Source organism: Oryzomonas sagensis (assembly GCF_008802355.1).
Taxonomy (GTDB): domain Bacteria; phylum Desulfobacterota; class Desulfuromonadia; order Geobacterales; family Pseudopelobacteraceae; genus Oryzomonas; species Oryzomonas sagensis.
The window spans coordinates 174,170-196,709 of record NZ_VZRA01000001.1; the positions used below are offsets into that span (position 1 = coordinate 174,170).

Below are 22,540 nucleotides of genomic sequence, written 5' to 3' on the forward strand. Positions count from 1 at the left end.
ACACATGCCGGGCAAGAAAAAAGCGCGGGCGCCGTGGTGACGGCCCGCGCTCGGGATGACGGGGTAACTGCATCTGCCCCTTGCTTGATTAGTGCTTGATGGTCTTGATGGTTTTCTCAACCATCTTCACGACCGGTGCGGGGAGCGGCGCATAGAGCATCCCTGCGGCCATCTTCTGCCCCTTGTGCAGTTCCCAGTTCAGGAATTCCACCAACTTCTTCCCCTTGACCGCATCCTTCTGGTGTTCGTACACCACCAGCCAGGTGAAACCGACGATGGGATAGGCGTCGTCGCCCGGCTGGTTGACCAGGGATACGCGGTAGTCGGCCGGCATGTGTTTGACCGCGCCTGCTGCGGCAGCGCTGGTGGTCTTGATGGAGGGCTCGACGAACTTGCCGTTTTTGTTCATCAGCGTGGCATAGGGGAGCTTGTTTTCGAAGGCGTAGGCCAATTCGACGTAGCCGATGGAGTTCTTGGTGTTCTTGATCTGACCGGCAACACCCTCGTTACCCTTGCCGCCCAAGCCGATGGGCCAGTTCACGGAAGCACCCTTGCCGACCTTGCCGTGCCATTCCTGGTTAACACTGGAGAGGTAATCGGTGAAGATGCTGGTGGTGCCGCTGCCGTCGGAGCGGTGCACCACGATGATCGGCTCATTGGGGAGCTTCACCCCCGGGTTGTCGTCGGCGATGCGCTTGTCGTTCCACTTGGTGATCTTGCCGAGGAAGATGTCGGCCACATCGCTGGAGCGGAGTTTGAGCCCCTTGTGAACGCCGGGCAGGTTGTAGGTGACGACCACGGCGCCCATGACGGTCGGGATGTGCAGGAGCTTGCCCGGGGCGGCCTTGAGTTCTGCGTCGGAGAGGAACTTGTCGCTGGCGCCGAAGTCCACGGTGCCGGCGGTGATCTGCTTGATGCCGCCGCCGCTGCCGATGGACTGGTAGTTGAATTTCACCGAGGTATCGATCTTGGCGTATTCGCTGAACCACTTGGAGTAGAGCGGATAGGGGAAGGTGGCCCCGGCGCCGTTGATCAGCGTCTCCGCGGAAGCCTGGCCCGCAACGCAGACCGACGCCACCAGGGCGAGGGTCAGAACGGTCTTACGGATGGTTGAAAACATCATAATCCTCCTTGTTTTTGTAATCGTTACCGAAACAGTACAGGAGAAATATTACAGCGATGTTACGGCCAGGCAAATTACCCGTAACAGAAACGGGCCGGATCAGGCGGCGGCAATGGGCAGGGTGAACGAGAAGATGGACCCCTTGCCGAACTCATTGTTGGTCACGGAGATTTCCCCGCCGTGCAACTGGACGATGTGTTTGGCGATGGCCAGCCCCAGTCCGGTCCCCCCCTGGTCACGGCTGCGCGCCTCATCCACCCGGTAAAAACGTTCGAAGATGCGGGGGAGATCCTTGAACGGGATGCCGATGCCGGTATCGGCGACGGCGATCTTCAGGAACCCCGGGTCATCGCCCGGGCGGACCGAGAGGGTCACCATGCCCTGGGGCGGGGTGTATTTGATGGCGTTGTCCAGCAGGTTCACGAGCACCTGCTCCACGCGCCCCTGGTCGGCCAGCACCCGCGGCAGCCCTGCCGGGATGTCGAGCTGCATCCTGATGTCCTTCCTGTTGGCGTTCTCCTCCAGCAGCATGTAGGTCTTGCGCATGGTGCCGGAGATGTCCAGCGGGTGGCGGTCCAGGACCAGCGCCCGGGACTCCAGGGTCGAGAGGGTGAGAATGTCGTTGATCAGGGCGGACAGCCGTTCGGAATGGCTGAGGATGATCTCCACGAAACGCGCGGCCCGGTCCGCATCGGACTGCAGCGCCCCGTCCAGCAGCGTCTCGGCGTACCCCTTGATGACCGATACCGGGGTGCGCAATTCGTGGGACACATTCGCGACGAAATCGCGGCGGATATTCTCCACCTTCTTCATGTCGCTGATGTCGTGGAACACCGCCACGACCCCGCTCTTCCTGCCGTCCACGGCGAGCGGCGCCCAGTGGGTCAAAAGGGTGATCTCCCCCGGCTGGATGGTGATCTCCCGGATAAGCTCCTCCCCCTCGGCGGCCCCCAGGGCCGTAAAGGCCGCCAGGAGATCGGGATGGCGGGAGATCTCGATCAGCTTCTTCCCCTCCACGTCGCCCGAGAGGGAAAAGAGCCTGCGAAACGCCGGATTCACCAGGGTGATCGCCCCCTCGGGCGAGGTGACCATCACCCCTTCCCCCATGCCGCGCAGGATCGTGTCCAGCTGCTGCTTTTCCGAGGAGAGCCGCTGCATCTGCTGCTCGATCCGTTCGCTCATATCGTTGAGCACGCGGGCCAGCTCCCCTACCTCGTCATGGGCCGTCGCCGGTATCCGCACCGGCGATTCGCCGCGCCCGATGCGGGCGGCTGCCGCGGCCATGTTCCGCAGGGGGCGGGAGGTCAGGTTGGACAGGATATAGCTCAGCAGCAGGGCGGCCAGGGTGGTCAGCAGTACGGCGACGCCCACCACGCGATGCAGGGCATTGCTGGAGTTGGTGAGGTAGGACAGCGGCATGGCCAGCCGCACAAAACCGTCGGTCTTGCCGTTCCCATAGGTCATGGCCACGTAGAGCATATCGGTCTTGAGGGTCTCGGAGTAGCGCATGGCGATGCCGGTCCCCGAGGCGAGGGCCGCCTGCACCTCGGGGCGGTCCAGGTGGTTCTGCAACTCACCGAGCTTGGCGCCCTTGACGTCCGAATCGCCGATAACACGGCCATCGGGTGCGATCAGGGTCAGCCGCTCCCTGATGGTGGAACCGACCATCTCGGCCAACTGCTGGGGGGGCAGCTTCATATGGTCGGACATCACCAGAAGGCGGGCCAGCTTGGCCTGGCTCTGCAGGCTCGTCCGGCTCTCCTCCACCAGGTTCGTCTCCAGGACATGATCCATATACAGATAAAAACTGCCGGCGATCGCAACGATCAACAGCAGATACGACAGCATCAATTTCAGGCGGAATCCCATCATCACTCCTCTATCTTGTAGCCGAAGCTGCGTACGGTCTTGATCAGATCGCCCGGTTTGCCCAATTTGCCGCGCAAGCGGGTGATATGGGTATCAACGGTCCGGGTGTCCCCCACGTTGTTGTAGCTCCACACGTTCTGCAGGAGCAGTTCCCGGCTCAGCACCCGGCCGGGGCGCTCCGCCAGGTAGAGCAGAAGCTTGTATTCGGTGCTGGTCAGCTCCACCTCGTTCCCGGCGCTCAACACGCGGTGGCGTTCGGTTTCGATGGAAATATCCCCGATGGAGATGCCCCCTTCGGCCGCGGATGACGGCTGGCTGTCGCACCGCCGCAGGATCGCCCGGATGCGCAGCAGCAGTTCGCGCATGGAAAACGGCTTCACCAGGTAGTCGTCGGCCCCCACCTCGAAACCGACCACCCGGTCGATCTCCTCGCCCTTGGCGGTGAGCATGAGCACCGGGACCTGGCTGGTGCGGCCGTCCTTGCGCAACTCCTTGCACACATCCGTCCCCATCATGCCCGGCAGCATCAGGTCGAGCACAACCAGGTCCGGGGGGTCGCGGCGCGCCGCTTCAAGGCCTTCCAGACCGTCATAGGACCACTGCATCTTGAACCCTTCCTTCTCCAGGTTGAACACGAGCAGTTCGGTCAAATCTTTTTCATCCTCGATTATCAGGATATTTTTCATCGGGGCCTCCCTGAGGCGCAGCAGAAGAATTTTCTTGTATTTTTACCCTTTTTTGCTTTCTTGTAACATAGTATTATTGCGATCATGTTACGAAAGGCCAACATATTTGTGTGACTTACGGTTTTTTCTTCGCTTTCCCACGGAAAGCACTATACTGGCCGCACCCCGACGCTGGCCGCGGTATTTTTTTACTCTTCCTAAACGTGCCACGGCGGCTCACAATTTTGGCTTGCATTTTCCAAAGCATTTGTGTAAACAATAATAAACGCATTAAATTACGTTATAAACTCCGCAGTTAGGCAAATTCTACGGTACGCATATCCACCAGTCAACGATCGACTGGTGGAATTTTAGTTTCACTAAAAAAGGCATTCCTGTGAAAAAGAAGAAGATGCTTCTTTCGACCGAGACCATGGACGTGGATTTCGTCCGCAAGGTCGAAGCCCTCTCCGGGACATCGGTCCGGCGTTGCTTCCAGTGCGGCAAGTGTTCGGCCGGCTGCCCCATGGCCACCTTCATGGAGCATCCCCCCAACCGGGTCGTGCGACTGCTCCAGCTCGGCCAGTGGCAACGTATCCTGGCCGGCCGCTCCATCTGGTACTGCGCCTCCTGCGAGACCTGCTCCACCCGCTGCCCGAACAAGGTGCACCTGGCCTCCATCATGGATGCCCTGCGCAAGCTCTCGTGGGATGCCGAAGGGCCGTCCAAGGAGAGTTACGTGCAGTTGGCCAACCGGCTCTTCCTGCAAAACATCCGCACCTACGGCCGCCAGTACGAGATGCGCCTGGCCGCCGTGTTCAACGTCAAATCCGGTCAGTTTCTCAAGGACCTGATGCTGGGGCCCAAGCTGATCAGCAAGGGCAAACTCAAGATGTTCCACCAGAAAAACAAGAACATGACCGAGATCGAAAAGATCTTCGGCCGCATCGAGGAGATGCGTAAAAACGGGGAGGCCCTGTGACCCCCAAGAAGGCTCTCAACTACGCCTACTATCCCGGCTGTTCGCTCCATGCCTCGGCCGGCGAATACGACCTTTCGACCCGGGAGTTGTTCAAAAAACTCGACATCGGCCTGACGGAGGTGCCGGACTGGTTCTGCTGCGGCGCCACCCCGGCCCACAACGTGGACGAACTGCTCTCCCTCTCCCTGTGCGCCAAAAACCTGGAACTGGCCGAACAGGTGGAGGGCGATCTGGCGGTCGCCTGCGCCGCCTGCTTCTCGCGGCTCAAGACCGCTCAACACGTCCTCGCGGAAAGCGATATCAAGCGCAGGCAGGTGGAAAAGGCCATCGACGCCCCGGTGCCCCTGACGAGCAACGTCAAGCACCTGCTGGACATCCTGGCCCGCGACCTGGGACTGGAACAGCTGGAACAGGCCGTCACCAAGCCGCTTGCCGGCCTGAAGGTGGCCTGCTACTACGGCTGTCTCCTGACCCGGCCCACCGACGTGCCGAACCTGGATTGCGTCGAGGCGCCGACCATCATGGAAGATATCCTGAAAGCGGCCGGGGCCGAAACAGTGGCCTGGAGCCACCGCATGGAATGCTGCGGCGCCAACTTCACCCTGTCGCGACCCGGCGTGGTCATCCAGCTCTCCCACGCCATCCTGGATTCGGCCAAGGAGGCCGGCGCCGACTGCATCATGGTGGCCTGCCCCCTGTGCCACGGCAACCTGGATATCCGCCAAAAGGAGATCGAGGGGGTCTACAATACCGAGTACGCCATGCCGGTTTTCTACATCACCCAACTGGTGGGCCTGGCTACCGGCCTGGGAGCGGACAAACTCGGCCTGGACGCCCTGATCGTCAACCCCATGCCGCTGCTGAAAGAGAAAGGTTTGGTGTAGATGTCCAGAATAGGCGTATTTATCTGCCACTGCGGTGAGAACATCTCCCGGACGGTCGATGTGGAACGGGTTGCGGCCCAGGTCGGCACCCTGCCCGGCGTGGCCTTCTCCACCGATTACAAATACATGTGTTCCGACCCCGGCCAGGGGCTTTTGAAAAAGGCCATCCAGGAGCAGCGGCTCTCCCACGTGGTGGTGGCGGCCTGCTCGCCCCGCATGCACGAGAAGACCTTCCGCAAGGCGGTGGAGTCGGCCGGGCTGAACCCCTTCCTCTGCGAGATGGCCAACATCCGCGAGCACTGTTCCTGGGTCCACGAGGACCGGGAGGAGGCCACCCGAAAGGCCATCGAGATCGTGGGCATGATGGTGGAGCGGGTCAAGAAGAACCGCGTGCTCCCCACCATCACCGTGCCGGTCACCAAACGGTCCCTGGTCATCGGCGGCGGCATCGCCGGCATCCAGGCCGCCCTGGACATCGCCGATTGCGGCCACGAGGTGGTCCTGGTGGAGCGGGAACCCTCCATCGGCGGGCACATGGCCCAACTCTCCGAGACCTTCCCGACCCTAGACTGCTCCCAGTGCATCATGACCCCCAAGATGGTGGACGTGGCCAATCACCCCAAGATCAAGCTCTACACCTATGCCGAGATCGAGCACGTGGAAGGGTACATCGGCAACTTCCAGGTCACGGTGCGCAAGAAGGCTCGCTCGGTGGACGAGGATAAATGCACCGGCTGCGGGGTCTGCATGACCAAGTGCCCCCAGAAGAAGATTCCCAACACCTTCGACCGCAACCTGGGCATGCGCCCGGCCATCTATGTGCCGTTCCCCCAGGCGGTGCCCAACACGCCGGTCATCGACCGGGAGAACTGCACCAAGTTCAAAACCGGCAAATGCGGGGTCTGCCAGAAGGTATGCGGCCCGGGCGCCGTTGATTACGAGCAGGAAGACCAACTGATCGTGGAACCGGTGGGCGCCATCGTGGTAGCCACCGGCTTCGACCTCTACTCCATCGAGGAGAAGCCCAAGGGCTCCCCCATCAAGGGGTACGGGGAGTTCGGCCACGGCAAGATCCCGGACGTGATCGACGGCATGACCTTCGAGCGCCTGGCCTCCGCCTCCGGCCCCACGGGCGGCAAGATCCTCCGCCCCTCCGACGGCAGGGAACCGAAGCAGATCGTCTTCATCCAGTGCGTCGGCTCCCGGGCCCGGGAAAAGGGCATCTCCTACTGTTCCAAGATCTGCTGCATGTACACCGCCAAGCACACCATGCTCTACCACCACAAGGTGCATGACGGCCAGGCCTATGTCTTCTTCATGGACGCCCGCACGCCGGGCAAGAGCTACGACGAATTCTGGCGCCGCTCCATCGAGGAGGAAGAGGCGGTCTACATCAGGGGCATGGTCTCCCGCCTCTACCAGAAGGGTGACAAGATCGTGGTCATGGGGAGCGACATCGCCGTGGGGGTGCAGGTGGAGATCGAGGCCGACATGGTGGTGCTGGCCACGGCCGTGCAACCCCAGAAGGGGGCCGACACCCTGGCCCAGAAGCTGGGCATCTCCTACGACAAGTATCATTTCTATTCCGAGGCCCACGCCAAGCTGCGCCCGGTGGAGTGCGCCACGGCCGGCATCTACCTGGCCGGCGCCTGCCAGGGGCCCAAGGATATCCCCGACACCGTCAGCCAGGCCTCGGCCGCCGCGGCCAAGGTCATGACCCTCTTTGCCAAGGACAAGCTGGAACGGGAACCGATCGTGGCCAAGGTCAGGGAGGCCGGCTGCGTGGGATGTTTCTACTGCCAAAAGGTCTGCCCCTACGGTGCGGTGGAGGAGAAAGAGATCCGCGACCGCCAGGGCAACCTGGTCAAGGTGGTGGCCTACGTCAACCCCGGCGTCTGCGGCGGCTGCGGCACCTGCCAGGCCACCTGCCCATCCAAGAGCGTGGAACTGGACGGCTATACCGATGAGCAAATTGTCGCGATGATAGAAGCGTTATGACAGGGAGAAATGAAACAGTGCATACCGAAGGACAGAAGCACGCGTTCGAGCCCAAGATCATCGCCTTTGTCTGCACCTGGTGCACCTATGCCGGGGCCGACCTGGCCGGCACCAGCCGCATGCAGTACCCGGCCAACGTGCGGGTGCTCAAGTTCCCCTGTACCGGACGCATCGATCCGGTCTTCATCCTCAAGGCTTTCCAGCAGGGGGCCGACGGCGTCCTGGTGTCCGGCTGCCACCCGGGGGACTGCCACTACATCGCCGGCAACTTCCACGCCCGCCGCAGGTTCGCCGCCTTCAGGAAACTCCTGGAGTTCGTGGGGATCGATCTGGGCCGCCTGCAATTCTCCTGGGTCTCGGCCGCCGAGGGGGGCAAATGGGTGGAGATGGTCACCGACCTGACCGAGCGGGTAAGACACATGGGGCCGATGCAGGAGTTCAAAGAACTGGCCCTGGAGGAGCAGTGGTCCGGGGTTATCGACACACCGGAGTTGAAGGAAGTTTATAACTCAATCTAACAGCTTTGCTCACCACAAAGACACAAAGAGCACAAAGAAAGACTCAAATGACCAGAGAAGAAATCGATTCTTTATCGAATAAGGTCATTGGAGCGCTGATTGAGGTTCACCGGTGTTTGGGACCGGGACTTCTGGAATCGGCTTACGAAGAATGTCTTTGTAGAGAGCTTGAGTTGCGAGGAATTGCATTTGAAAGGCAAGCATCATTATCCATAGCCTATAAAGGCATACAGATTGATGCAGCGTATCGAATTGACATTCTTGTCGAGAATGCCTTGATTCTTGAGTTAAAGTCAGTTGCTAAACTTGAATCCATCCATGAAGCTCAGGTGTTAACATATTTAAAATTGAAGAATCTATGGCTGGGGCTTCTTATAAACTTCAATGTTTCTGTCCTTAAAGACGGCATCAGACGAATGGTCAATGGTTAGATCTTCTTTGTGCCCTTTGTGTCTTTGTGGTGAAACAATAAGGTGTTGAATCTATGAATGACAATCCCATCGACACAACCATCTACGCCGCCGTCACCGAGGCGATCCAGGACGAGGCGCGACGTATTCTGTCGGAAGGTAGCGTCTCCGCCGTAGTCGGCTATGCCGCCGCGCGGCGCAAAGGTTCTGCCCAGCCGGTGGTCATTACTCAGGCCGACGATGCCGGTAAACTGATCTTCTCCGCCGCTTGCGTCAACAACCTGGCCGTCTACCTGACCAAGGCCAAGAAGGAGATCCCCAAGGCCGGGAAGATCGGCATCGTGGTCAAGGGGTGCGACCTGAAGGCGCTGGTGGGGCTGATGGGTGAGTCCCAGCTGAAGCGGGAGGAGTTGTACCTGATCGGCGTTCCCTGCGCCGGGGTACTGGCCTCCACGGCCCAGCCTGCCCGGGAACTGACCGGCGACACCATCGCCCCCAAGTGCCGCGAATGCGATAACCACCTGCCCCAGGGATGCGACTTCGTGCCGGACCAGCGACCGGTCACCCTCGAGTTGGCGGGGAAGTACAGCGCCGAGATCGCCCGCCTGGAGGCCATGACCCCGGCCGAGCGCTGGGCCTACTGGAAAGAGCAGTTCAAAAAGTGCATCAAGTGCTACGCCTGCCGCCAGGTCTGCCCGTTCTGCTTTTGCGAGCAGTGCCTGTGCGACCGCAACAAGCCGCAAATGGTGGAGACCACCCCCCGCCCGGCCGGCAACACGGCCTGGCACATCGTCCGGGCCATGCACCTGGCCGGCCGCTGCGCCGGCTGCGCCGAGTGCGAACGGGTCTGCCCCATGGACATCCCGCTCAACCTGTTGAACCGCAAGATGGCCAAGGAGCTGAAAGAGCTGTACGACTACGAGGCTGGGTTCGAGGTGCGGGAAAAGGGGCCGTTGGCGATGTACGACGAGAAGGATGACCAGAGTTTTATAAAATAAACGGCTGAACATCTGCCACAGAGACACAGAGACACGGAGAAAGGCAAAAAAACAAAGTTATTGTGGGTTACACACGATGAATCTTTCAGACTTTGGTTTTCCCTGAAAATGTTTTGGTTTTCTCTCTTTGTTTTCCTCTGTGTCTCTGCGTCTCTGTGGCAGATTTTAAAGGTGTTAACATGCAGAAATTCATCTCACAACAAAACCTGGGCCGCCTGCTGGACAAGTTGATCGCCGACGGCAAGCGGGTCATTGCACCGCGCATGGATGCCGGCACGCCGCTGTACGGGCCGCTTGCGGATGCCGCCGGAATCGTGCTCGACCAGTTGCCGCGCCGCTCGGCCAAGGAGACCTTTTTCCCGGTCTGCGAGGACATCATGTCCTACGGCAAGGAGGGGCAGCAGGTCACACTGAGGGATGTAAGCCCCGCCAGCTTCCCGGAGACGATCCTGGTGGGGGTGCGCCCCTGCGACGCCGCCGCGATCCCGGTTTTGGACGCCGTATTCTCCTGGGACTACCAGGACGAGTTCTTCCTGGAACGCCGGAGGAGAACCACCATCGTCGGCCTGGCCTGCACGCAAGCGGACGACGCCTGTTTCTGCACCGCCGTTGGGCTCTCCCCGGCCGCTCCCAAGGGGAGCGACCTGTTCCTGACCCCGGTGGAGGGGGGCGGCTACGCCTGCGAGACCTTCACCGGCAAAGGTGAGGCGTTAGTCAACAACCACGGGGAACTGTTCGCCGAACCGAACGGCGCACCGGCGCTTCCCCTGGCCGAACCGCAGACGGAGAAGTTCGACCTGAAAAAGGTCAAGGCCTGGCTGGACGATCATTTCGAAGACCCGGCCTGGGACAGCATCGCCGTGCGCTGCATCGGCTGCGGGGCCTGCGCCTTCCTCTGCCCGGCCTGCCACTGCTTCGACATCGTGGACGAGGGGACCGAGAAGGCGGGCAAGCGCCGCAAGAGCTGGGACGCCTGCGGCTTCTGGAAATTTACCCACCACGCCTCGGGCCATAACCCGCGCGACCTCCAGCCCAAGCGCTACCGCAACCGCATCATGCACAAGTTCAAATACTACGACGACAAGTTCGGCCAGACGCTGTGCACCGGCTGCGGCAGGTGCATCCGCTTCTGCCCGGTGGGGATCGACATCGCTGCGATTGTCGACGAGATCAGCAAGAAATAAATCTGCCACAGAGACGCAGAGACACAGAGAACGTCAAGGACAAAAACGAGGGAAAAACAAAAAAGCTTCAAAGTCCTTATTCTGCCTTTTGTCTTTACCCGGATCGATTTTGTTTTTCTCTCTTTTGCCTTCCTCTGCGCCTCTGTGGCAAAAATGAGGTTTCCATGGAACGATTCATCAACATACGGCACGTCATCGCCGCCCAGATGACCACCCCGGAAGACAACCCGCTGGTATCGGACACCACCCGCATGATGGATGTGTGGTTCGGCGGCCCGGTGGTCAGGAAGCAGCTGTTCAAGAAGGTGTCCAAGGTTGAGCAGGAGGCGTTCGTGACGGCGCTCCGCCAGCGGGGTTTCATCCAGTCCGGCAACCTGCTGGTCGATCCGGCGGCGGTCCTGTTCGCCGAGATGGAGCATCAACTGGTGGGGGGCGTCATCACCATCGGCTTCGGCGACAACAACCGGCCGGTGGAGTTGAAAGTCAAGGCCCCGGCATTTGCGGAGATGGCAGCGAAACTAGAAGGTTGTTGAAAAACAGCCATCAGGCCTTCGTCCTCGAAGTTCCTTTCGTGCGGCGTAGCGCTGCTACGCCTCCTCAGGGACTTCTGCGGGTGCGACGATCTGACTATTTTTGAACAACCTAGGTTTTAACTTCATAATCTGCCACAGAGGCACAGAGACATCGAGAAAGACGAACATGTGTGATCACAGCAAGAACATCTACCTCCCCCACCTGGCCACCGTTGCCGAGGTCATCGACGAGACGCCGGATGTGCGCACCCTGCGCCTGGTCTTCCAGGACGAGGCGGTCAGGGACGATTTCGCCTTCCGGGCCGGACAGTTTGCCGAGTACTCCGCCTTCGGCGCCGGCGAGTCCACCTTCTGCATCGCCTCCTCGCCGACCCGCACAGGTTATATCGAATGCTGCTTTCGCGCCGTGGGCCGGGTGACCGAGGCCCTGCGGCGCCTGGAGCCGGGGGACACCATGGGGGTGCGCGGCCCCTACGGCAACTCCTTCCCCATCGAGGAGTTCTTCGGCAAGAACCTGGTTTTCGTGGCGGGGGGCATCGCCCTGCCGCCGTTGCGCACCCTGATCTGGAACTGCCTGGACTGGCGCGACAAGTTCGGCGACATCACCATCGTCTACGGCGCCCGCACCGAGGCGGACCTGGTCTACAAGCGGGAGTTGCAGGAATGGCAGGAACGGGCAGACGTGCGACTGGTGAAGACCGTCGATCCGGGGGGCAACGAGCCGGATTGGGACGGCAAGGTCGGTTTCGTGCCGACCATCTTGGAGGAAACGGCCCCCAGCGCGGAGAACACCGTTGCCCTGGTATGCGGCCCGCCGATCATGATCAAATTCACCCTTCCGGTGCTGGAACGGCTGGGCTTTACGGACGAACAGGTCTACACCACCCTGGAGAACCGCATGAAGTGCGGCCTGGGCAAATGCGGCCGCTGCAACGTGGGCAACGTCTATGTCTGCAAGGACGGCCCGGTGTTCACGGCGAAACAGGTCAAGGCCATGCCTGCGGAGTTCTGAACCGGACGAGCCGGGGGTTGCCTCCCGGCTCATCTCGTGTCATGCTACCTTCAACCTCGGCAACAATCCTGGATATCGTATTTTTTTGCCACAGCAGCGATCCTATCCTTAAGATCCTTAATCTCGGCCTCAAGCTGGCGCACTTCAGTGATCGTGGAATCATACCCAAGCAGTTGGGACAACTCCATCTCCTTGGCCCTCACGGCATCGGACAGTGGAGCAGTCTCCTGCTGATACTGCCGCGCGGACGATTTATCGAAGCAGACCCCCTCATTGCAGCAGGACGTGGTGGTGGCGGCTGAAGCGCCCACGACGCCGGTTGAAAGCACCCCCAGCGCAATGGCAATCCCCATGACAATATTCCTTTTCATTGTGTCGTTCTCCTTTTCTTGAAAATGTGATCTGTTTGATCCGTTGCCAGGGGATATCTCAATTAGCATGCCAAACCGGAGCAATCAGCATAACACGCACGAACGACTACGCTATTTCCCAACCACCCTTCTTTGCCACCGGTTGCGACGCTAACGAATATGCGACAACCTGTGGAGAAAAATCTACAGACGGCTGTTCGTACGGCAAACGGACGCAAAAAAACGGGAGCAGGCTTGCAAGCCTGCTCCCGTCGATCGAGCTGCTGAAATCTGCGTGAATCTTATCTGCCCAGCGCCTCTTCGATCTTCTTCTGATCGAAGCCTTCGATAATCCTGCCGAACAGCATGAAGGTGGGCGTGGCGGAGACATTGTTCTTCTTGACGATCTCGTACTGTTCCTCCTGCAGCTTGATCCCCGCGGGCGTAACGGCAAAAGTCTGTTGGCTGTCCAATTTGCCCGACATGACGTCATGATAGGCCTTGGCCTTGTCATGCTGGGAGAGGATGAATTGGGCCTTTTCCTTCGCCTTGGGATGGCGGGGAAGCGGCCAGAAAAAGATATACTGGGTGACGTCCGTGCGTCCCGCAAAAAACTTTGCCGCCTTGCGGCAGAAGGGGCAGTCGGGATCGGTGAACTCAACGACCTTCTTGGGGCCGGAGCCGATGACGACCGCCTTGTCGAAATCCATACCCGAGGCGGATGCCGGCCCGACAGACAACGCCAGGACGGCGATCACAAACAGAACATACTTGAAGCAACCCATGAAACCTTCCTTTTTGTTCATTTTCCGGTACACTCCGTGCCGTTTAAATAGCAGGGGACCAGGATGACGAAGATACTCCCCAGCCCGGCCTCGCTTTCCACCCAGATGATCCCCCCGCAACTCTCCACCGCCATCTTGCAGAACGCCAGTCCCAGCCCGGCCCCGCCCCGCTCCCGGCCGACGCCGCTGCGCGACTGGCTATACCGTTCGAAGATGCGCCCCAGGTCGTCCGGCGGGATACCGCTGCCGGTGTCGCGAATGCTCACCTGTACGAAACAATCTTTCTCCGCAAAGCCATCGGGTACCGCCACATAGCTTGGCAGACGCGTCCAGGGAACCTCCGCGCCTTTCAGGCAACGGCAGGACACCACGATCTCGCCCCCCTCGGGGGTAAATTTGACGGAGTTTGCCAGCAGGTTGGCGATAACCCGGCTGAAAACGTTTTTGTCGACGGCAATCTTGGGCGTTTCGCGGAAAAACCGTTCCCTCAGCCTGATGCCGTCGTGCTCGGCAATCCGCGTGAAGGGTCGCGTCACCCCCCGCAGAATTTCCACGGCGCTGTGCGCGGCGACCTTCATCTGCATGCGGCCCGCCTCGAAGCGATGGATGTCCAGCAGATTGTCGATCATGGCAATGACTTCATTGCAACTGTCGATGGCCGCGTGGAGATACTCCGCCTGCTCCTGGTTCACCGCCCCCAACCGCCCCTCGCGTATGATGTCGATGGAGCCGATCACGGCGGTCAGGGGGTTTTTCATATCGTGGGAGAGCATGGAGACGAAATCGTCCTTTTCCTGCTCGAGGCGCCGCTTTTGCAGCAACACGCGCCGGTTGGTCATGGCGCGCATGACCCGCTGGAGCATATCGTCCATGGCGAAAGGCTTGGTGAGGTAATCCACGCCCCCGGCCTTCATGCACTCCACCGCCAGGTTTTCGTTGCCGGGGGCGGTCATCACGATGACCGCCGTATCCTTGCCCGATTCGCGGATATGGTCGACGACTTCGATTCCGTTGGCCTTGAGAAGCCTGATATCCAGCAGCGCCAGGGAGTAGTCGTCCCCGTCCAGCATGCCGATGGCCGCCTCCCCGTCCCCCGCCCAGGCAGCGGTGAAGCCGGCCTCCTGGAGTTGCAGCACGATAAGTTTCGCACTATCGGCCTGACCGTCCACGACCAGGATCTTTTCGGAAGGCTGCCGTGCGGCCATCAGAGAGCTCCATTCTGTCCGCTGCCGGCCAGGAACGCCTCGGCCAGAACGATATCTTCGGGCGTCGTAATCTTGATGTTGCGATAGTCCCCGCGTACAATGCGGACCGCGCCGCCGCGCCTCTCAATCAGGGAGGCATCGTCGGTCCCCGTGAATCCTTCCTGTTCCGCCGCCAGATGTGCTGCGTAGATGACGCCAAAACGGAACGCCTGGGGGGTCTGGGCCTGCCAGAGGGTTTCCCGGTCCGGGGTCGCGATGACGAATCCGTCCCGGACGGTTTTGATGGTATCCTTGGCCGGAACCGCCACCAGGGCGCCGTCGCAGGCGCGGGCCACAGCAATGGCTTCCCGCAGCAGTTCCGGGCTGATGAGCGGCCTGACCCCGTCGTGGATTACGACGACGTCATCCTCCCCCATCCGTCCCTGAAGCGCCCGCAACCCGTTCATGACCGAGTTCTGACGTTCCTTGCCGCCCGGCACGATGTCCACAACCTTGCGGAACCCGTAGGCATCGACCACATGTTCGCGGCAGTAAGGGATCTCGCCGGTCGGAGTCACCAGGAGGATACCGTCGATACAGGGGGCGTTTTCAAATACGGAGATGGTCCGGGCCACGATCGGCATGCCGGCCAGTTGCAGGTACTGTTTGTTGATGGAAGCGCCCATGCGCTTGCCCATGCCGGCGGCCGGGATCACGGCAAAGGTTCTGGAAGCTGTCACTGGTCTCCCCCTGACAATGAGGCCGCCGCCTCGCCGAGCGCGAGTGCCAGGCCGGGAAGGTCGTGGTCGAGGATGGTGCGCACATCCAGCAGAAACCGGTCCCGCTGGATACGACCCACGACCGGGATCGATGCCAGGCGGAGGCCCTGCTCGATCTGCTGCACGGAGGCGCCGGCAATGCGCACCTCGATGAGGCTCGTGGGCAGGCGGAGCAGGGGGAGCGATCCCCCGCCGGCGCTCGACTCCCCCGGTTGTTTCGCCAGGGTGACCGTTTTGGGGAGGCGGCGGCGCAGCATGCCGAGGATGCGGTCGGCCCGCCGCGACAGATCCGCCGGGGTGGCCGTCAGCATGGCCAACGTCGGGATCTCGCGGATTGCGCGCCGCTCGTCGCGGTAGAGCCGCAACGTGGCCTCCAGTGCCGCCAGGGAGAGCTTGTCCATGCGCAGGGCGCGCAGGAGGGGGTGGCGTTTCATGGGCTCCACGAGGTCCCGGCGCCCGGCGATGATCCCGGCCTGGGGACCGCCCAGGAGCTTGTCGCCGCTGAAGGTCACCACGTCGGCACCTGCGGCCAGGTAGCGGCGGATGGTCGACTCCCCGGCAATGCCGTAGGGGGCCAGATCGATCAGACAACCGCTGCCGGCATCCACCATGACCGGGACCCCGGTCTCGCGCCCCAGGGCCGACATCTCTTCCGCCGTAACCTCGGCAGTGAACCCGACCACGGCAAAATTGCTGGTATGCACCTTGAGCAACAGCGCCGTGGCATCGTTGATCGCGGCACGGTAGTCCCGGGGATGGGTGCGGTTGGTCGCACCGACCTCTACCAGACGGGCTCCGCTCTGGAGCATCACCTCGGGAATGCGGAACGACCCGCCGATCTCCACCAACTCACCACGGGAGACGATCACGTCCCGCCCCTGGGCCAGGGACGACAGGGCCAGGATAACCGCGGCGGCATTGTTGTTGACCACCAGGGCGGCCTCGGCACCGGTCAGCTCGCAGATCAGTCCCTCCACATGGACGTAGCGGGTGCCCCGTTCTCCGGCAGCGAGGTCGAACTCAAGGTTTGAATAGCCGCGGGAGGCCCGGTGGATGGCCTCTTCAGCGGCGGTGGCCAAGGGTGAGCGCCCCAGGTTGGTATGAATCACCACGCCGGAGGCATTGACGACCTCCCGCAGGCTGGGCATGGAACGTTGATCAAGCTCGGCCCGCACCAGAGAGACGACCCGCTCCTCGGAAAAATCGACGGGATCGCCGTTTCGAACGGCAGCGCGCAACCGGTCCAGCACCGAACGTATGGCTGCAAGCAACTCGGGACGCTGATGCGAAGCCGCAAGCGGCGCCATCAGGTCCCACGACAGGACACGGTCAACCTTCGGGATATGCCTCAATGTCTCTTTTTGCACAGTGGTGGCCTTGATCATGGTGTACTAACGGGATTGTGGATAAAACTGGAATATGACCAGGATATATTGCAGAGAAGCAGAGTTGATTAAATCACACAAATGGGGAAAGTGCAAAAGGAATCAGGGGATACCAGACAAGGGAGAGTGCGGGGTGGTACAGTCACGGGAGAATATCTGCGCCAGTTCCGGGCTTGCCCGCCCGGAACGTCCTTTGTCACAGGTCCATCGGCATGGCGTCGGACGGGGAAAGAACCGCAATGCCGCAATCCATGAGCGCCTTGCCGCCGTACACGGCATTCTTGCGCACCAGCGTCTCGGCGGCCTCGGCATCTTTGCGGCGGAAGGCTTCGATGATCTTTTCGTGTTCCTGCACCGAGCTTTCCATGCGGCCGGGCAGGGAGAGCGACATGAGACGCAGCCGCTGAAAGCGGGTCACCAGGCTGTTGATGAGTTCGCGAAGTTTTTCGTTGTCCGCGGCCTTGATGAAGACGTCGTGAAAATCGTTGTGGATCTTGAAAAAGGCCTTGATGTCGTTATGCGCAGCCAGTTCCGCCAGACGGTCATTGATAGATTGCAGCCGGTCCAACTCCTTGGGGGTCAGCTTCTCGCAGGCCCGGCTGGCGGCATACCCTTCCAGGATGCTCTTGATGGCGTAGAACTCTTCAACGTCCTTCTCGCTGAAATCGCTGACCACCGCCCCCCTGCGGGGAATGACCGTCAGGTATCCTTCCGATTCCAACTGGCGGAAGGCCTCGCGGATGGGGGTCCGGCTGATGCCGTAGCGTTCGGCCAGATCCGGCTCCGAGACCCGGCTGCCGGCCTTGAGAGCCCCGGAGATGATGGCGTCGCGGATGTTTTCCAGTATCTTTTCCCGCAGGGTGAGGTGTTTTTCCATCGGTTTTTTCATGGATGACCGGGCTCCGGAACAGTTTCTACGTATTGTATACAGTATGCATCATTTGTCAACCGTAACCTTACGGTATTGCAGTTTTTTGCATGTTCGGCGCCGCTGAAAAACGATTTTGACCCGCTTATTGACGCAGGAGGCAGCCACGACGGGGGAGAAAAAGAATAATCATCCTTGAATTTTACGGGTTCTGCGGGTAATCTTCTTAAAATTTGGCAGGTTGCTGAAAATCGTCATGGGCCGGCCGTTATCCGGGGAAGCGAGGCCCCCCGATCGGTACGTTGGGTTCCCGAACGAACGGCGACGCCGCAGAACGGCCTCGCAGTAGATTTGCGGCAGCCTGCTTGAGGAGATTCATGGAATGGACCCTGTCAGGCACCTGAAAATATCCGTGCTGGTGCTCCTGCTCTTGGTATCGGCGGGCACTACCGGCTTTATGACCATCGAAAAGTGGCAACCGCTCGACGCCCTCTACATGACGATCATCACCCTGAGCACCGTGGGGTTCCGGGAGATACACGATCTGTCCGACGGCGGCAAGATCTTCACCATGTGCCTGATCGTGGTGGGGGTGAGCGTCCTGGGCTACATCGTCGGCAGCTTGGCCCAGATCATGTTCGAGGGCCAGATTCAGCGGGTTATCGGGAGGAAAAAAGTGGAGAAGATGATCGAAGCGCTCAATGACCATTATATCATCTGCGGCTTCGGCCGGATCGGCTCACTGATCTGCAAGGAGTTCAAGGCCAATGGCCTCAAGTTCGTGGTGGTGGAAAAGGACGGCGACACCCTTGAGAAGATCAAGGGGGAAAGCTACCTGCACATGAGAGGCGACGCCACCCAGGACGAGAGCCTGCTCAAGGCGGGGATAAAGCGGGCCAGGGGGCTCATCTCGGTGGTCACCTCCGATACGGAGAATGTCTACATCACCCTGACCGCCCGCGGCCTCAACCCCGACCTGTACATCCTGGCCCGTTCCGGCGAGGAGGGTTCGGACATCAAACTCAAACGGGCCGGGGCCAACAAGGTGGTTTCCCCCTACCTCATCGGCGGCAGCAGGATGGCCCAGTCGGTGCTGCGCCCCAACGTGGTCGATTTCATCGAAATCGCCACCGGCAGCGAACATATGGATCTGCAGATGGAGGAGATCACCATCCCCCATCACTCAGCCTTTGTGGGGGAAACCCTGGTCAGCTCGGGATTCCGCAAGGAGATCGGCGTCATCATCGTCGGCATCAAAAAGACCCACGGCAAGATGGTTTTCAACCCCCATTCCCAGGCCAAGATCGAGGGGGGCGACACCCTGATCATCCTGGGTGAGCCGGGTGCCATCACCAAGCTGGACGACCTGGTGGCGCGACCCGCCACGGATGAGGTTATCAAACAACACCGGAGAGAGCACAGCGACCATGAAAAATAAGATCCACGCCCACGTCCCCTACCCCCAGCTTTCCGAACACCTGGCCTATCTGGTGGAGCGGCGCATCAACCCCGAGATCTATCTGCCGGCCGAGGCCCTGGACCGCATGGTCTGGGAAGAGCTGGGCGTCCAGGCCCAAACCCTCCATTCGGCGGGGCTTGCCGTCACCATCCATTCCCCCTTCATGGACTTGAACCCCGGCGCCCTGGACGCCAGCATCCGGGAAGCGACCCGGCGGCGCATCGGGCAGGTATTCAAGGCGGCGGAACTGCTGCGGCCGCGGGTGATCGTGGTGCACCCCGGTTTCGACGACCTGCACTACGGCGAGAACCGGCTGGTGTGGCTGAACAACAGCATCGACTTCTGGCGGGAATTCGTCCCCCGCGCCAAGGAACTGGACACGGTCCTGGCCGTAGAAAACATCTTCGAAAGAGAACCCTCCACCCTGCGGGCGCTCCTGGAAAGCATCGATGCCCCCTGCTTCCGGCACTGTTTCGACGTGGGGCACTGGAACATGTTCACCACCGTGCGGATGGAGGAGTGGTTTGCCGAACTCGGCCCGTATATCGGCGAAAGCCACATCCACGACAACCACGGCCAGACCGATGAGCACCTGCCCCTGGGCGAGGGAGAGATCGACTTCGACCTGTTCTTCGGCCTGCTGAAGCATTACGCGCCCGACGCCGTCTGGACCATCGAGGCCCACAGCATCGAACACCAGCAACGGGCGCTGAACAACATCGGAAAATACCTGTGAGACGTGAATGGTGAAAGAAGAAAATTCATGATTCACCATTCACGCATCACAATTCACGGTATACTATCCACGTTCAACCACTCGTCATCAACAAAGGAGTCCCCATGCCTGAAACCATTCTCGTAAGCGGAGGCTGCGGCTATATCGGCAGCCACGTCGTCCGTCAACTCAGCGAAGCGGGACGCAAGGTCGTTGTCTACGACAACCTCTCCACCGGATTCCGCGACGCCCTGCTCCACGGCGAAGAACTGATCGTGGGCGACCTGGCCGACCGCCAGGCCCTGGAGGCGGCCTTTGAGCGCCACCGTTTCACCACGGTCCTGCATTTCGCCGCCTCCATCGTGGCCCCGGAGTCGGTCTCCCAGCCGCTCAAGTACTACGGCAACAACACCCGCAACACCTTGGGACTCCTGGAGACGTGCACGAAGTTCAAGGTGCAGCGCTTCATCTTTTCCAGCACCGCCGCGGTCTACGGCATCCCCGACGGCGTGGCGGCCTCCGAGGAGAGCACCCTGGCCCCCATCAACCCCTACGGCACTTCGAAGCTGATGAGCGAATGGATGCTGCGGGACACCTCCGCAGCCCACGGCATGCAGTACGTGGCCCTGCGCTACTTCAACGTGGCCGGCGCCGACCCCCAGGCCCGCATGGGACAGCGCACCCCCGAAGCGACCCACCTGATCAAGGTGGCCTGCCAGGCCGCCCTTGGGTTGCGGGAGAGCGTCGCCATCTACGGCACCGACTACCCGACCCCGGACGGCAGCGGCATCCGCGACTACATCCATATCGAAGACCTGGCGGCCGCCCACCTCTGCGCCCTGCAGTACCTGGAAAAGGGGGGCGAGCCCACCGCCATGAACGTCGGCTACGGGCGGGGGGGCAGCGTGCGGGAGGTGCTTGCGCTAGTAAAGGAGGTCAGCGGGGTGGATTTCAAGGTGGTAGAGGCGGAGCGCCGTCCCGGCGACCCGGCCTCGCTGGTGGCCCAGGCCGACAAGATCAGACGCCTGACCGGCTGGCAGCCCCGGCATGATGATCTGCGGACGATTATCGCCGACGCCTGGCGGTGGGAGAGCAAGCTGGCGGGACGCTGAATCGGCGGTTGCGGACGGTTATGTACCGCTCAAACGTGGCACCCTGCCGCCACGTTTGAGCGGCACCCTTTACGGCGTTCAGGCGCCGCCGGCGAACAGCCGCTTCTGAAACCGGAAGGCCACGTTGACCAGACCGATCATCACCGGCACCTCCACCAGCGGGCCGATCACGGCGGCAAAAGCGGCCCCGGAATTGAGCCCGAACACCGCCACCGCCACGGCGATGGCCAGCTCGAAGTTGTTGCTGGCAGCGGTGAAAGCCAGGGTGGTGGTCTTGCCGTAGTCGGCCCCCAGCCGCTTGCCCATCCAGAACGATACCAGGAACATGACCACGAAATAGATCAGGAGCGGGATGGCGATGCGCAGCACGTCCAGGGGCAGGTGCACGATCAGTTGCCCCTTGAGGCTGAACATGACCACGATGGTGAAGAGCAGCGCCACCAGGGTGATGGGGCCGATCCGGGGGACGAAGTTCGCGTGGTAGCGTTCCTTGCCCACCAGTTTCAGGCCGACCAGACGGGTCAGGGCCCCGGCGATGCAGGGAATACCCAGGTAAATGAAGACGCTCTTCGCGATCTGGCCGATCCCCACATCCACCACCACCCCTTTGAGACCGATCAGCGGCGGCAGTACGGTGATGAAAAACCAGGCGTAGACGCTGTAGAACAGCACCTGAAAGATGCTGTTGAAGGCCACCAGCCCGGCGGCATACTCGGTGTTGCCCTTGGCCAGCTCGTTCCAGACGATCACCATGGCGATGCAGCGCGCCAGGCCGATCATGATCAATCCCACCATGTACTCCGGCTTGTCCGGCAGAAAGACCGCCGCCAATACGAACATCAGCACCGGCCCGATAAACCAGTTCTGCACCAACGACAGCCCCAGCACCTTCCCGTTTCGAAAGACCCGGGGCATCTCCTCGTACTTCACCTTGGCAAAAGGGGGATACATCATCAGGATCAGCCCCGCGGCAATGGGGATATTGGTGGTGCCGACCCGAAAGCTGTCGATGAAGCCCTCCACCCCCGGCACGAACCAGCCGAGCCCCACCCCCAGCGCCATGGCGGCGAAGATCCACAGGGTCAGCCAGCGGTCGAGAAATGAAAGTTTCCGGGATACATGTTCGCCCATGGTGTGCGCTCCTAAAATCGAGATTGATCCATAACCGAGCCTGTCACCATGATGTACATAATTTAGTTGCAAAATGCAAATAAATTATGTAGCGTTATTTCCCAGGAGAACAATGAATGGGAACAATCAGGGAAGAACTACAGATATTCGTGCGCCGTTTCGGCCTGTTGAACGCCTCCTGCTGCGACGAATGCTGCGGCGAGCAGGTGTCCATGGTGCAGAGCCACATCCTGTTCGAGATCAGGAGGATGGGGCGACCATCCATGCAGCAGGTGGCCGAGGAATTGGGCATGGACGTCACCACCTTCAGCCGCCAGGCCAAAAGCCTGGAGGGGAAGGGCCTCATCACGCGGCAGATTTCGCCCGACGACCGGCGGGTAAGCCTCCTGGGGTTGACCGCCGGGGGGCGCGAGGTACTGAAAAAGATCGACCGTTACATGACGGCGACACTTGAACGGGTCTTCTCCCACATGAGCGGCTTCGAGCGGGACACGGTGGTCAGGTCGCTGGAACTCTTGAACGAGGCCGTGGCCAAGACTGGCGACGACGCTTCACCGCAGGAGGGCAAGATTGCATGTTGCAACTAAATGACGGAA

The 22,540-nt window shown here is 60.8% G+C and carries 23 protein-coding genes; 13 read left to right on the forward strand and 10 right to left on the reverse strand.

What is annotated here, in order from left to right; all coding sequences use genetic code 11:
• Window positions 1-88 precede the first annotated feature (88 nt).
• The 3 genes from pstS to F6V30_RS00775 form a co-directional block, all read right to left on the reverse strand.
• A complete protein-coding gene (gene pstS, locus F6V30_RS00765; protein WP_151156361.1) occupies window positions 89-1,120 on the reverse strand; it encodes a phosphate ABC transporter substrate-binding protein PstS in 1,032 nt (343 codons plus the stop codon).
• 102 nt (window positions 1,121-1,222) lie between these two features.
• A complete protein-coding gene (locus tag F6V30_RS00770) occupies window positions 1,223-2,992 on the reverse strand; it encodes an ATP-binding protein (protein WP_151156362.1) in 1,770 nt (589 codons plus the stop codon).
• A 2-nt stretch (window positions 2,993-2,994) separates the two neighbouring features.
• Window positions 2,995-3,678 carry a response regulator transcription factor gene (locus F6V30_RS00775; RefSeq protein WP_151154636.1) on the reverse strand — a complete coding sequence of 228 codons (684 nt, stop codon included), beginning with the start codon at window positions 3,676-3,678 and terminating at the stop codon, window positions 2,995-2,997.
• Between the two features lie 376 nt (window positions 3,679-4,054).
• Here F6V30_RS00775 and F6V30_RS00780 point away from each other — a divergent pair, with 376 nt between their 5' ends.
• From F6V30_RS00780 to F6V30_RS00820, 9 genes are all read left to right on the forward strand, one after another.
• On the forward strand, window positions 4,055-4,639 hold the full coding sequence (locus F6V30_RS00780; RefSeq protein WP_149307036.1) for a 4Fe-4S dicluster domain-containing protein: 585 nt from the start codon (window positions 4,055-4,057) through the stop codon (window positions 4,637-4,639).
• A complete protein-coding gene (locus F6V30_RS00785; protein WP_151154637.1) occupies window positions 4,636-5,523 on the forward strand; it encodes a CoB--CoM heterodisulfide reductase iron-sulfur subunit B family protein in 888 nt (295 codons plus the stop codon). The genes F6V30_RS00780 and F6V30_RS00785 overlap by 4 nt, the downstream gene beginning before the upstream one ends.
• Window positions 5,524-7,521 carry a CoB--CoM heterodisulfide reductase iron-sulfur subunit A family protein gene (locus F6V30_RS00790; protein WP_151154638.1) on the forward strand — a complete coding sequence of 666 codons (1,998 nt, stop codon included), beginning with the start codon at window positions 5,524-5,526 and terminating at the stop codon, window positions 7,519-7,521.
• Window positions 7,518-8,039, forward strand: coding sequence for a hydrogenase iron-sulfur subunit (locus F6V30_RS00795; RefSeq protein ID WP_191965538.1), 522 nt, complete (start codon window positions 7,518-7,520; stop codon window positions 8,037-8,039). The genes F6V30_RS00790 and F6V30_RS00795 overlap by 4 nt, the downstream gene beginning before the upstream one ends.
• A 47-nt stretch (window positions 8,040-8,086) precedes the next feature.
• A complete protein-coding gene (locus tag F6V30_RS00800) occupies window positions 8,087-8,470 on the forward strand; it encodes a GxxExxY protein (protein WP_151154640.1) in 384 nt (127 codons plus the stop codon).
• Window positions 8,471-8,523: 53 nt separating this feature from the next.
• The gene (locus F6V30_RS00805; protein WP_151154641.1) at window positions 8,524-9,447 is read left to right on the forward strand and encodes a ferredoxin family protein; all 924 of its coding nucleotides are present in this window, start codon (window positions 8,524-8,526) and stop codon (window positions 9,445-9,447) included.
• 179 nt (window positions 9,448-9,626) lie between these two features.
• A complete protein-coding gene (locus F6V30_RS00810) occupies window positions 9,627-10,631 on the forward strand; it encodes a 4Fe-4S dicluster domain-containing protein (protein ID WP_151154642.1) in 1,005 nt (334 codons plus the stop codon).
• A 164-nt stretch (window positions 10,632-10,795) separates the two neighbouring features.
• Complete coding sequence (locus F6V30_RS00815; protein WP_151154643.1) at window positions 10,796-11,164, forward strand: hypothetical protein; 369 nt, start codon at window positions 10,796-10,798, stop codon at window positions 11,162-11,164.
• 166 nt (window positions 11,165-11,330) lie between these two features.
• Complete coding sequence (locus F6V30_RS00820) at window positions 11,331-12,176, forward strand: FAD/NAD(P)-binding protein (RefSeq protein ID WP_151154644.1); 846 nt, start codon at window positions 11,331-11,333, stop codon at window positions 12,174-12,176.
• 50 nt (window positions 12,177-12,226) lie between these two features.
• On the opposite strand, the gene F6V30_RS00825 is transcribed toward F6V30_RS00820, so the two are convergent.
• The 6 genes from F6V30_RS00825 to F6V30_RS00850 all read right to left on the reverse strand — a co-directional run bounded on the left by F6V30_RS00825 (window position 12,227) and on the right by F6V30_RS00850 (window position 17,548).
• Complete coding sequence (locus tag F6V30_RS00825) at window positions 12,227-12,547, reverse strand: hypothetical protein (RefSeq protein WP_151154645.1); 321 nt, start codon at window positions 12,545-12,547, stop codon at window positions 12,227-12,229.
• 281 nt (window positions 12,548-12,828) lie between these two features.
• Window positions 12,829-13,311 carry a thioredoxin fold domain-containing protein gene (locus tag F6V30_RS00830; RefSeq protein ID WP_151154646.1) on the reverse strand — a complete coding sequence of 161 codons (483 nt, stop codon included), beginning with the start codon at window positions 13,309-13,311 and terminating at the stop codon, window positions 12,829-12,831.
• A gap of 17 nt (window positions 13,312-13,328) precedes the next feature.
• Entirely contained in the window at window positions 13,329-14,516 is a 1,188-nt protein-coding gene (locus F6V30_RS00835) for a hybrid sensor histidine kinase/response regulator (protein ID WP_151154647.1), read from the reverse strand.
• Window positions 14,516-15,235: a 2-C-methyl-D-erythritol 4-phosphate cytidylyltransferase gene (ispD, locus tag F6V30_RS00840; RefSeq protein WP_151154648.1), complete on the reverse strand. Its 720-nt coding sequence runs from the start codon at window positions 15,233-15,235 to the stop codon at window positions 14,516-14,518. The genes F6V30_RS00835 and ispD overlap by 1 nt, the downstream gene beginning before the upstream one ends.
• A complete protein-coding gene (selA, locus tag F6V30_RS00845) occupies window positions 15,232-16,659 on the reverse strand; it encodes an L-seryl-tRNA(Sec) selenium transferase (RefSeq protein ID WP_151154649.1) in 1,428 nt (475 codons plus the stop codon). Before selA ends, ispD begins: the two co-directional genes overlap by 4 nt.
• A 196-nt stretch (window positions 16,660-16,855) precedes the next feature.
• Window positions 16,856-17,548: a GntR family transcriptional regulator gene (locus F6V30_RS00850; protein ID WP_151154650.1), complete on the reverse strand. Its 693-nt coding sequence runs from the start codon at window positions 17,546-17,548 to the stop codon at window positions 16,856-16,858.
• A gap of 361 nt (window positions 17,549-17,909) precedes the next feature.
• Between F6V30_RS00850 and F6V30_RS00855 the strand changes: the two genes are divergently transcribed.
• The 3 genes from F6V30_RS00855 (at window position 17,910) to galE (ending at window position 20,813) form a co-directional block, all read left to right on the forward strand.
• Complete coding sequence (locus F6V30_RS00855) at window positions 17,910-18,965, forward strand: potassium channel family protein (RefSeq protein ID WP_151154651.1); 1,056 nt, start codon at window positions 17,910-17,912, stop codon at window positions 18,963-18,965.
• Window positions 18,955-19,722 (forward strand): sugar phosphate isomerase/epimerase family protein, encoded by a 768-nt coding sequence (locus F6V30_RS00860; protein WP_151154652.1) that lies wholly within the window; start codon window positions 18,955-18,957, stop codon window positions 19,720-19,722. Before F6V30_RS00855 ends, F6V30_RS00860 begins: the two co-directional genes overlap by 11 nt.
• Window positions 19,723-19,826: 104 nt before the next feature.
• Complete coding sequence (gene galE, locus F6V30_RS00865; RefSeq protein ID WP_151154653.1) at window positions 19,827-20,813, forward strand: UDP-glucose 4-epimerase GalE; 987 nt, start codon at window positions 19,827-19,829, stop codon at window positions 20,811-20,813.
• Between the two features lie 78 nt (window positions 20,814-20,891).
• Here the strand turns inward: galE and arsB are convergent, their stop codons facing one another.
• On the reverse strand, window positions 20,892-21,944 hold the full coding sequence (gene arsB / locus F6V30_RS00870; RefSeq protein WP_151154654.1) for an ACR3 family arsenite efflux transporter: 1,053 nt from the start codon (window positions 21,942-21,944) through the stop codon (window positions 20,892-20,894).
• 116 nt (window positions 21,945-22,060) lie between these two features.
• Between arsB and F6V30_RS00875 the strand changes: the two genes are divergently transcribed.
• A complete protein-coding gene (locus F6V30_RS00875) occupies window positions 22,061-22,531 on the forward strand; it encodes a MarR family winged helix-turn-helix transcriptional regulator (protein ID WP_151154655.1) in 471 nt (156 codons plus the stop codon).
• Window positions 22,532-22,540: the final 9 nt, after the last annotated feature.

What these genes read in the sequence shown, in the direction of transcription:
- F6V30_RS00790 (WP_151154638.1), top strand. Translation starts at nt 5,524, where the DNA reads ATGTCCAGAATAGGCGTATTTATCTGCCACTGCGGTGAGAACATCTCC.
- F6V30_RS00855 (WP_151154651.1), top strand. Translation starts at nt 17,910, where the DNA reads ATGGACCCTGTCAGGCACCTGAAAATATCCGTGCTGGTGCTCCTGCTC.
- F6V30_RS00770 (WP_151156362.1), bottom strand. Translation starts at nt 2,992, where the DNA reads ATGGGATTCCGCCTGAAATTGATGCTGTCGTATCTGCTGTTGATCGTT.
- F6V30_RS00875 (WP_151154655.1), top strand. Translation starts at nt 22,061, where the DNA reads ATGGGAACAATCAGGGAAGAACTACAGATATTCGTGCGCCGTTTCGGC.
- selA (WP_151154649.1), bottom strand. Translation starts at nt 16,659, where the DNA reads ATGATCAAGGCCACCACTGTGCAAAAAGAGACATTGAGGCATATCCCG.
- F6V30_RS00810 (WP_151154642.1), top strand. Translation starts at nt 9,627, where the DNA reads ATGCAGAAATTCATCTCACAACAAAACCTGGGCCGCCTGCTGGACAAG.
- pstS (WP_151156361.1), bottom strand. Translation starts at nt 1,120, where the DNA reads ATGTTTTCAACCATCCGTAAGACCGTTCTGACCCTCGCCCTGGTGGCG.
- galE (WP_151154653.1), top strand. Translation starts at nt 19,827, where the DNA reads ATGCCTGAAACCATTCTCGTAAGCGGAGGCTGCGGCTATATCGGCAGC.
- F6V30_RS00830 (WP_151154646.1), bottom strand. Translation starts at nt 13,311, where the DNA reads ATGGGTTGCTTCAAGTATGTTCTGTTTGTGATCGCCGTCCTGGCGTTG.
- F6V30_RS00850 (WP_151154650.1), bottom strand. Translation starts at nt 17,548, where the DNA reads ATGAAAAAACCGATGGAAAAACACCTCACCCTGCGGGAAAAGATACTG.
- F6V30_RS00800 (WP_151154640.1), top strand. Translation starts at nt 8,087, where the DNA reads ATGACCAGAGAAGAAATCGATTCTTTATCGAATAAGGTCATTGGAGCG.
- F6V30_RS00805 (WP_151154641.1), top strand. Translation starts at nt 8,524, where the DNA reads ATGAATGACAATCCCATCGACACAACCATCTACGCCGCCGTCACCGAG.
- F6V30_RS00775 (WP_151154636.1), bottom strand. Translation starts at nt 3,678, where the DNA reads ATGAAAAATATCCTGATAATCGAGGATGAAAAAGATTTGACCGAACTG.
- F6V30_RS00815 (WP_151154643.1), top strand. Translation starts at nt 10,796, where the DNA reads ATGGAACGATTCATCAACATACGGCACGTCATCGCCGCCCAGATGACC.
- F6V30_RS00795 (WP_191965538.1), top strand. Translation starts at nt 7,518, where the DNA reads ATGACAGGGAGAAATGAAACAGTGCATACCGAAGGACAGAAGCACGCG.
- F6V30_RS00825 (WP_151154645.1), bottom strand. Translation starts at nt 12,547, where the DNA reads ATGAAAAGGAATATTGTCATGGGGATTGCCATTGCGCTGGGGGTGCTT.
- F6V30_RS00820 (WP_151154644.1), top strand. Translation starts at nt 11,331, where the DNA reads ATGTGTGATCACAGCAAGAACATCTACCTCCCCCACCTGGCCACCGTT.
- F6V30_RS00860 (WP_151154652.1), top strand. Translation starts at nt 18,955, where the DNA reads ATGAAAAATAAGATCCACGCCCACGTCCCCTACCCCCAGCTTTCCGAA.
- arsB (WP_151154654.1), bottom strand. Translation starts at nt 21,944, where the DNA reads ATGGGCGAACATGTATCCCGGAAACTTTCATTTCTCGACCGCTGGCTG.
- F6V30_RS00835 (WP_151154647.1), bottom strand. Translation starts at nt 14,516, where the DNA reads ATGGCCGCACGGCAGCCTTCCGAAAAGATCCTGGTCGTGGACGGTCAG.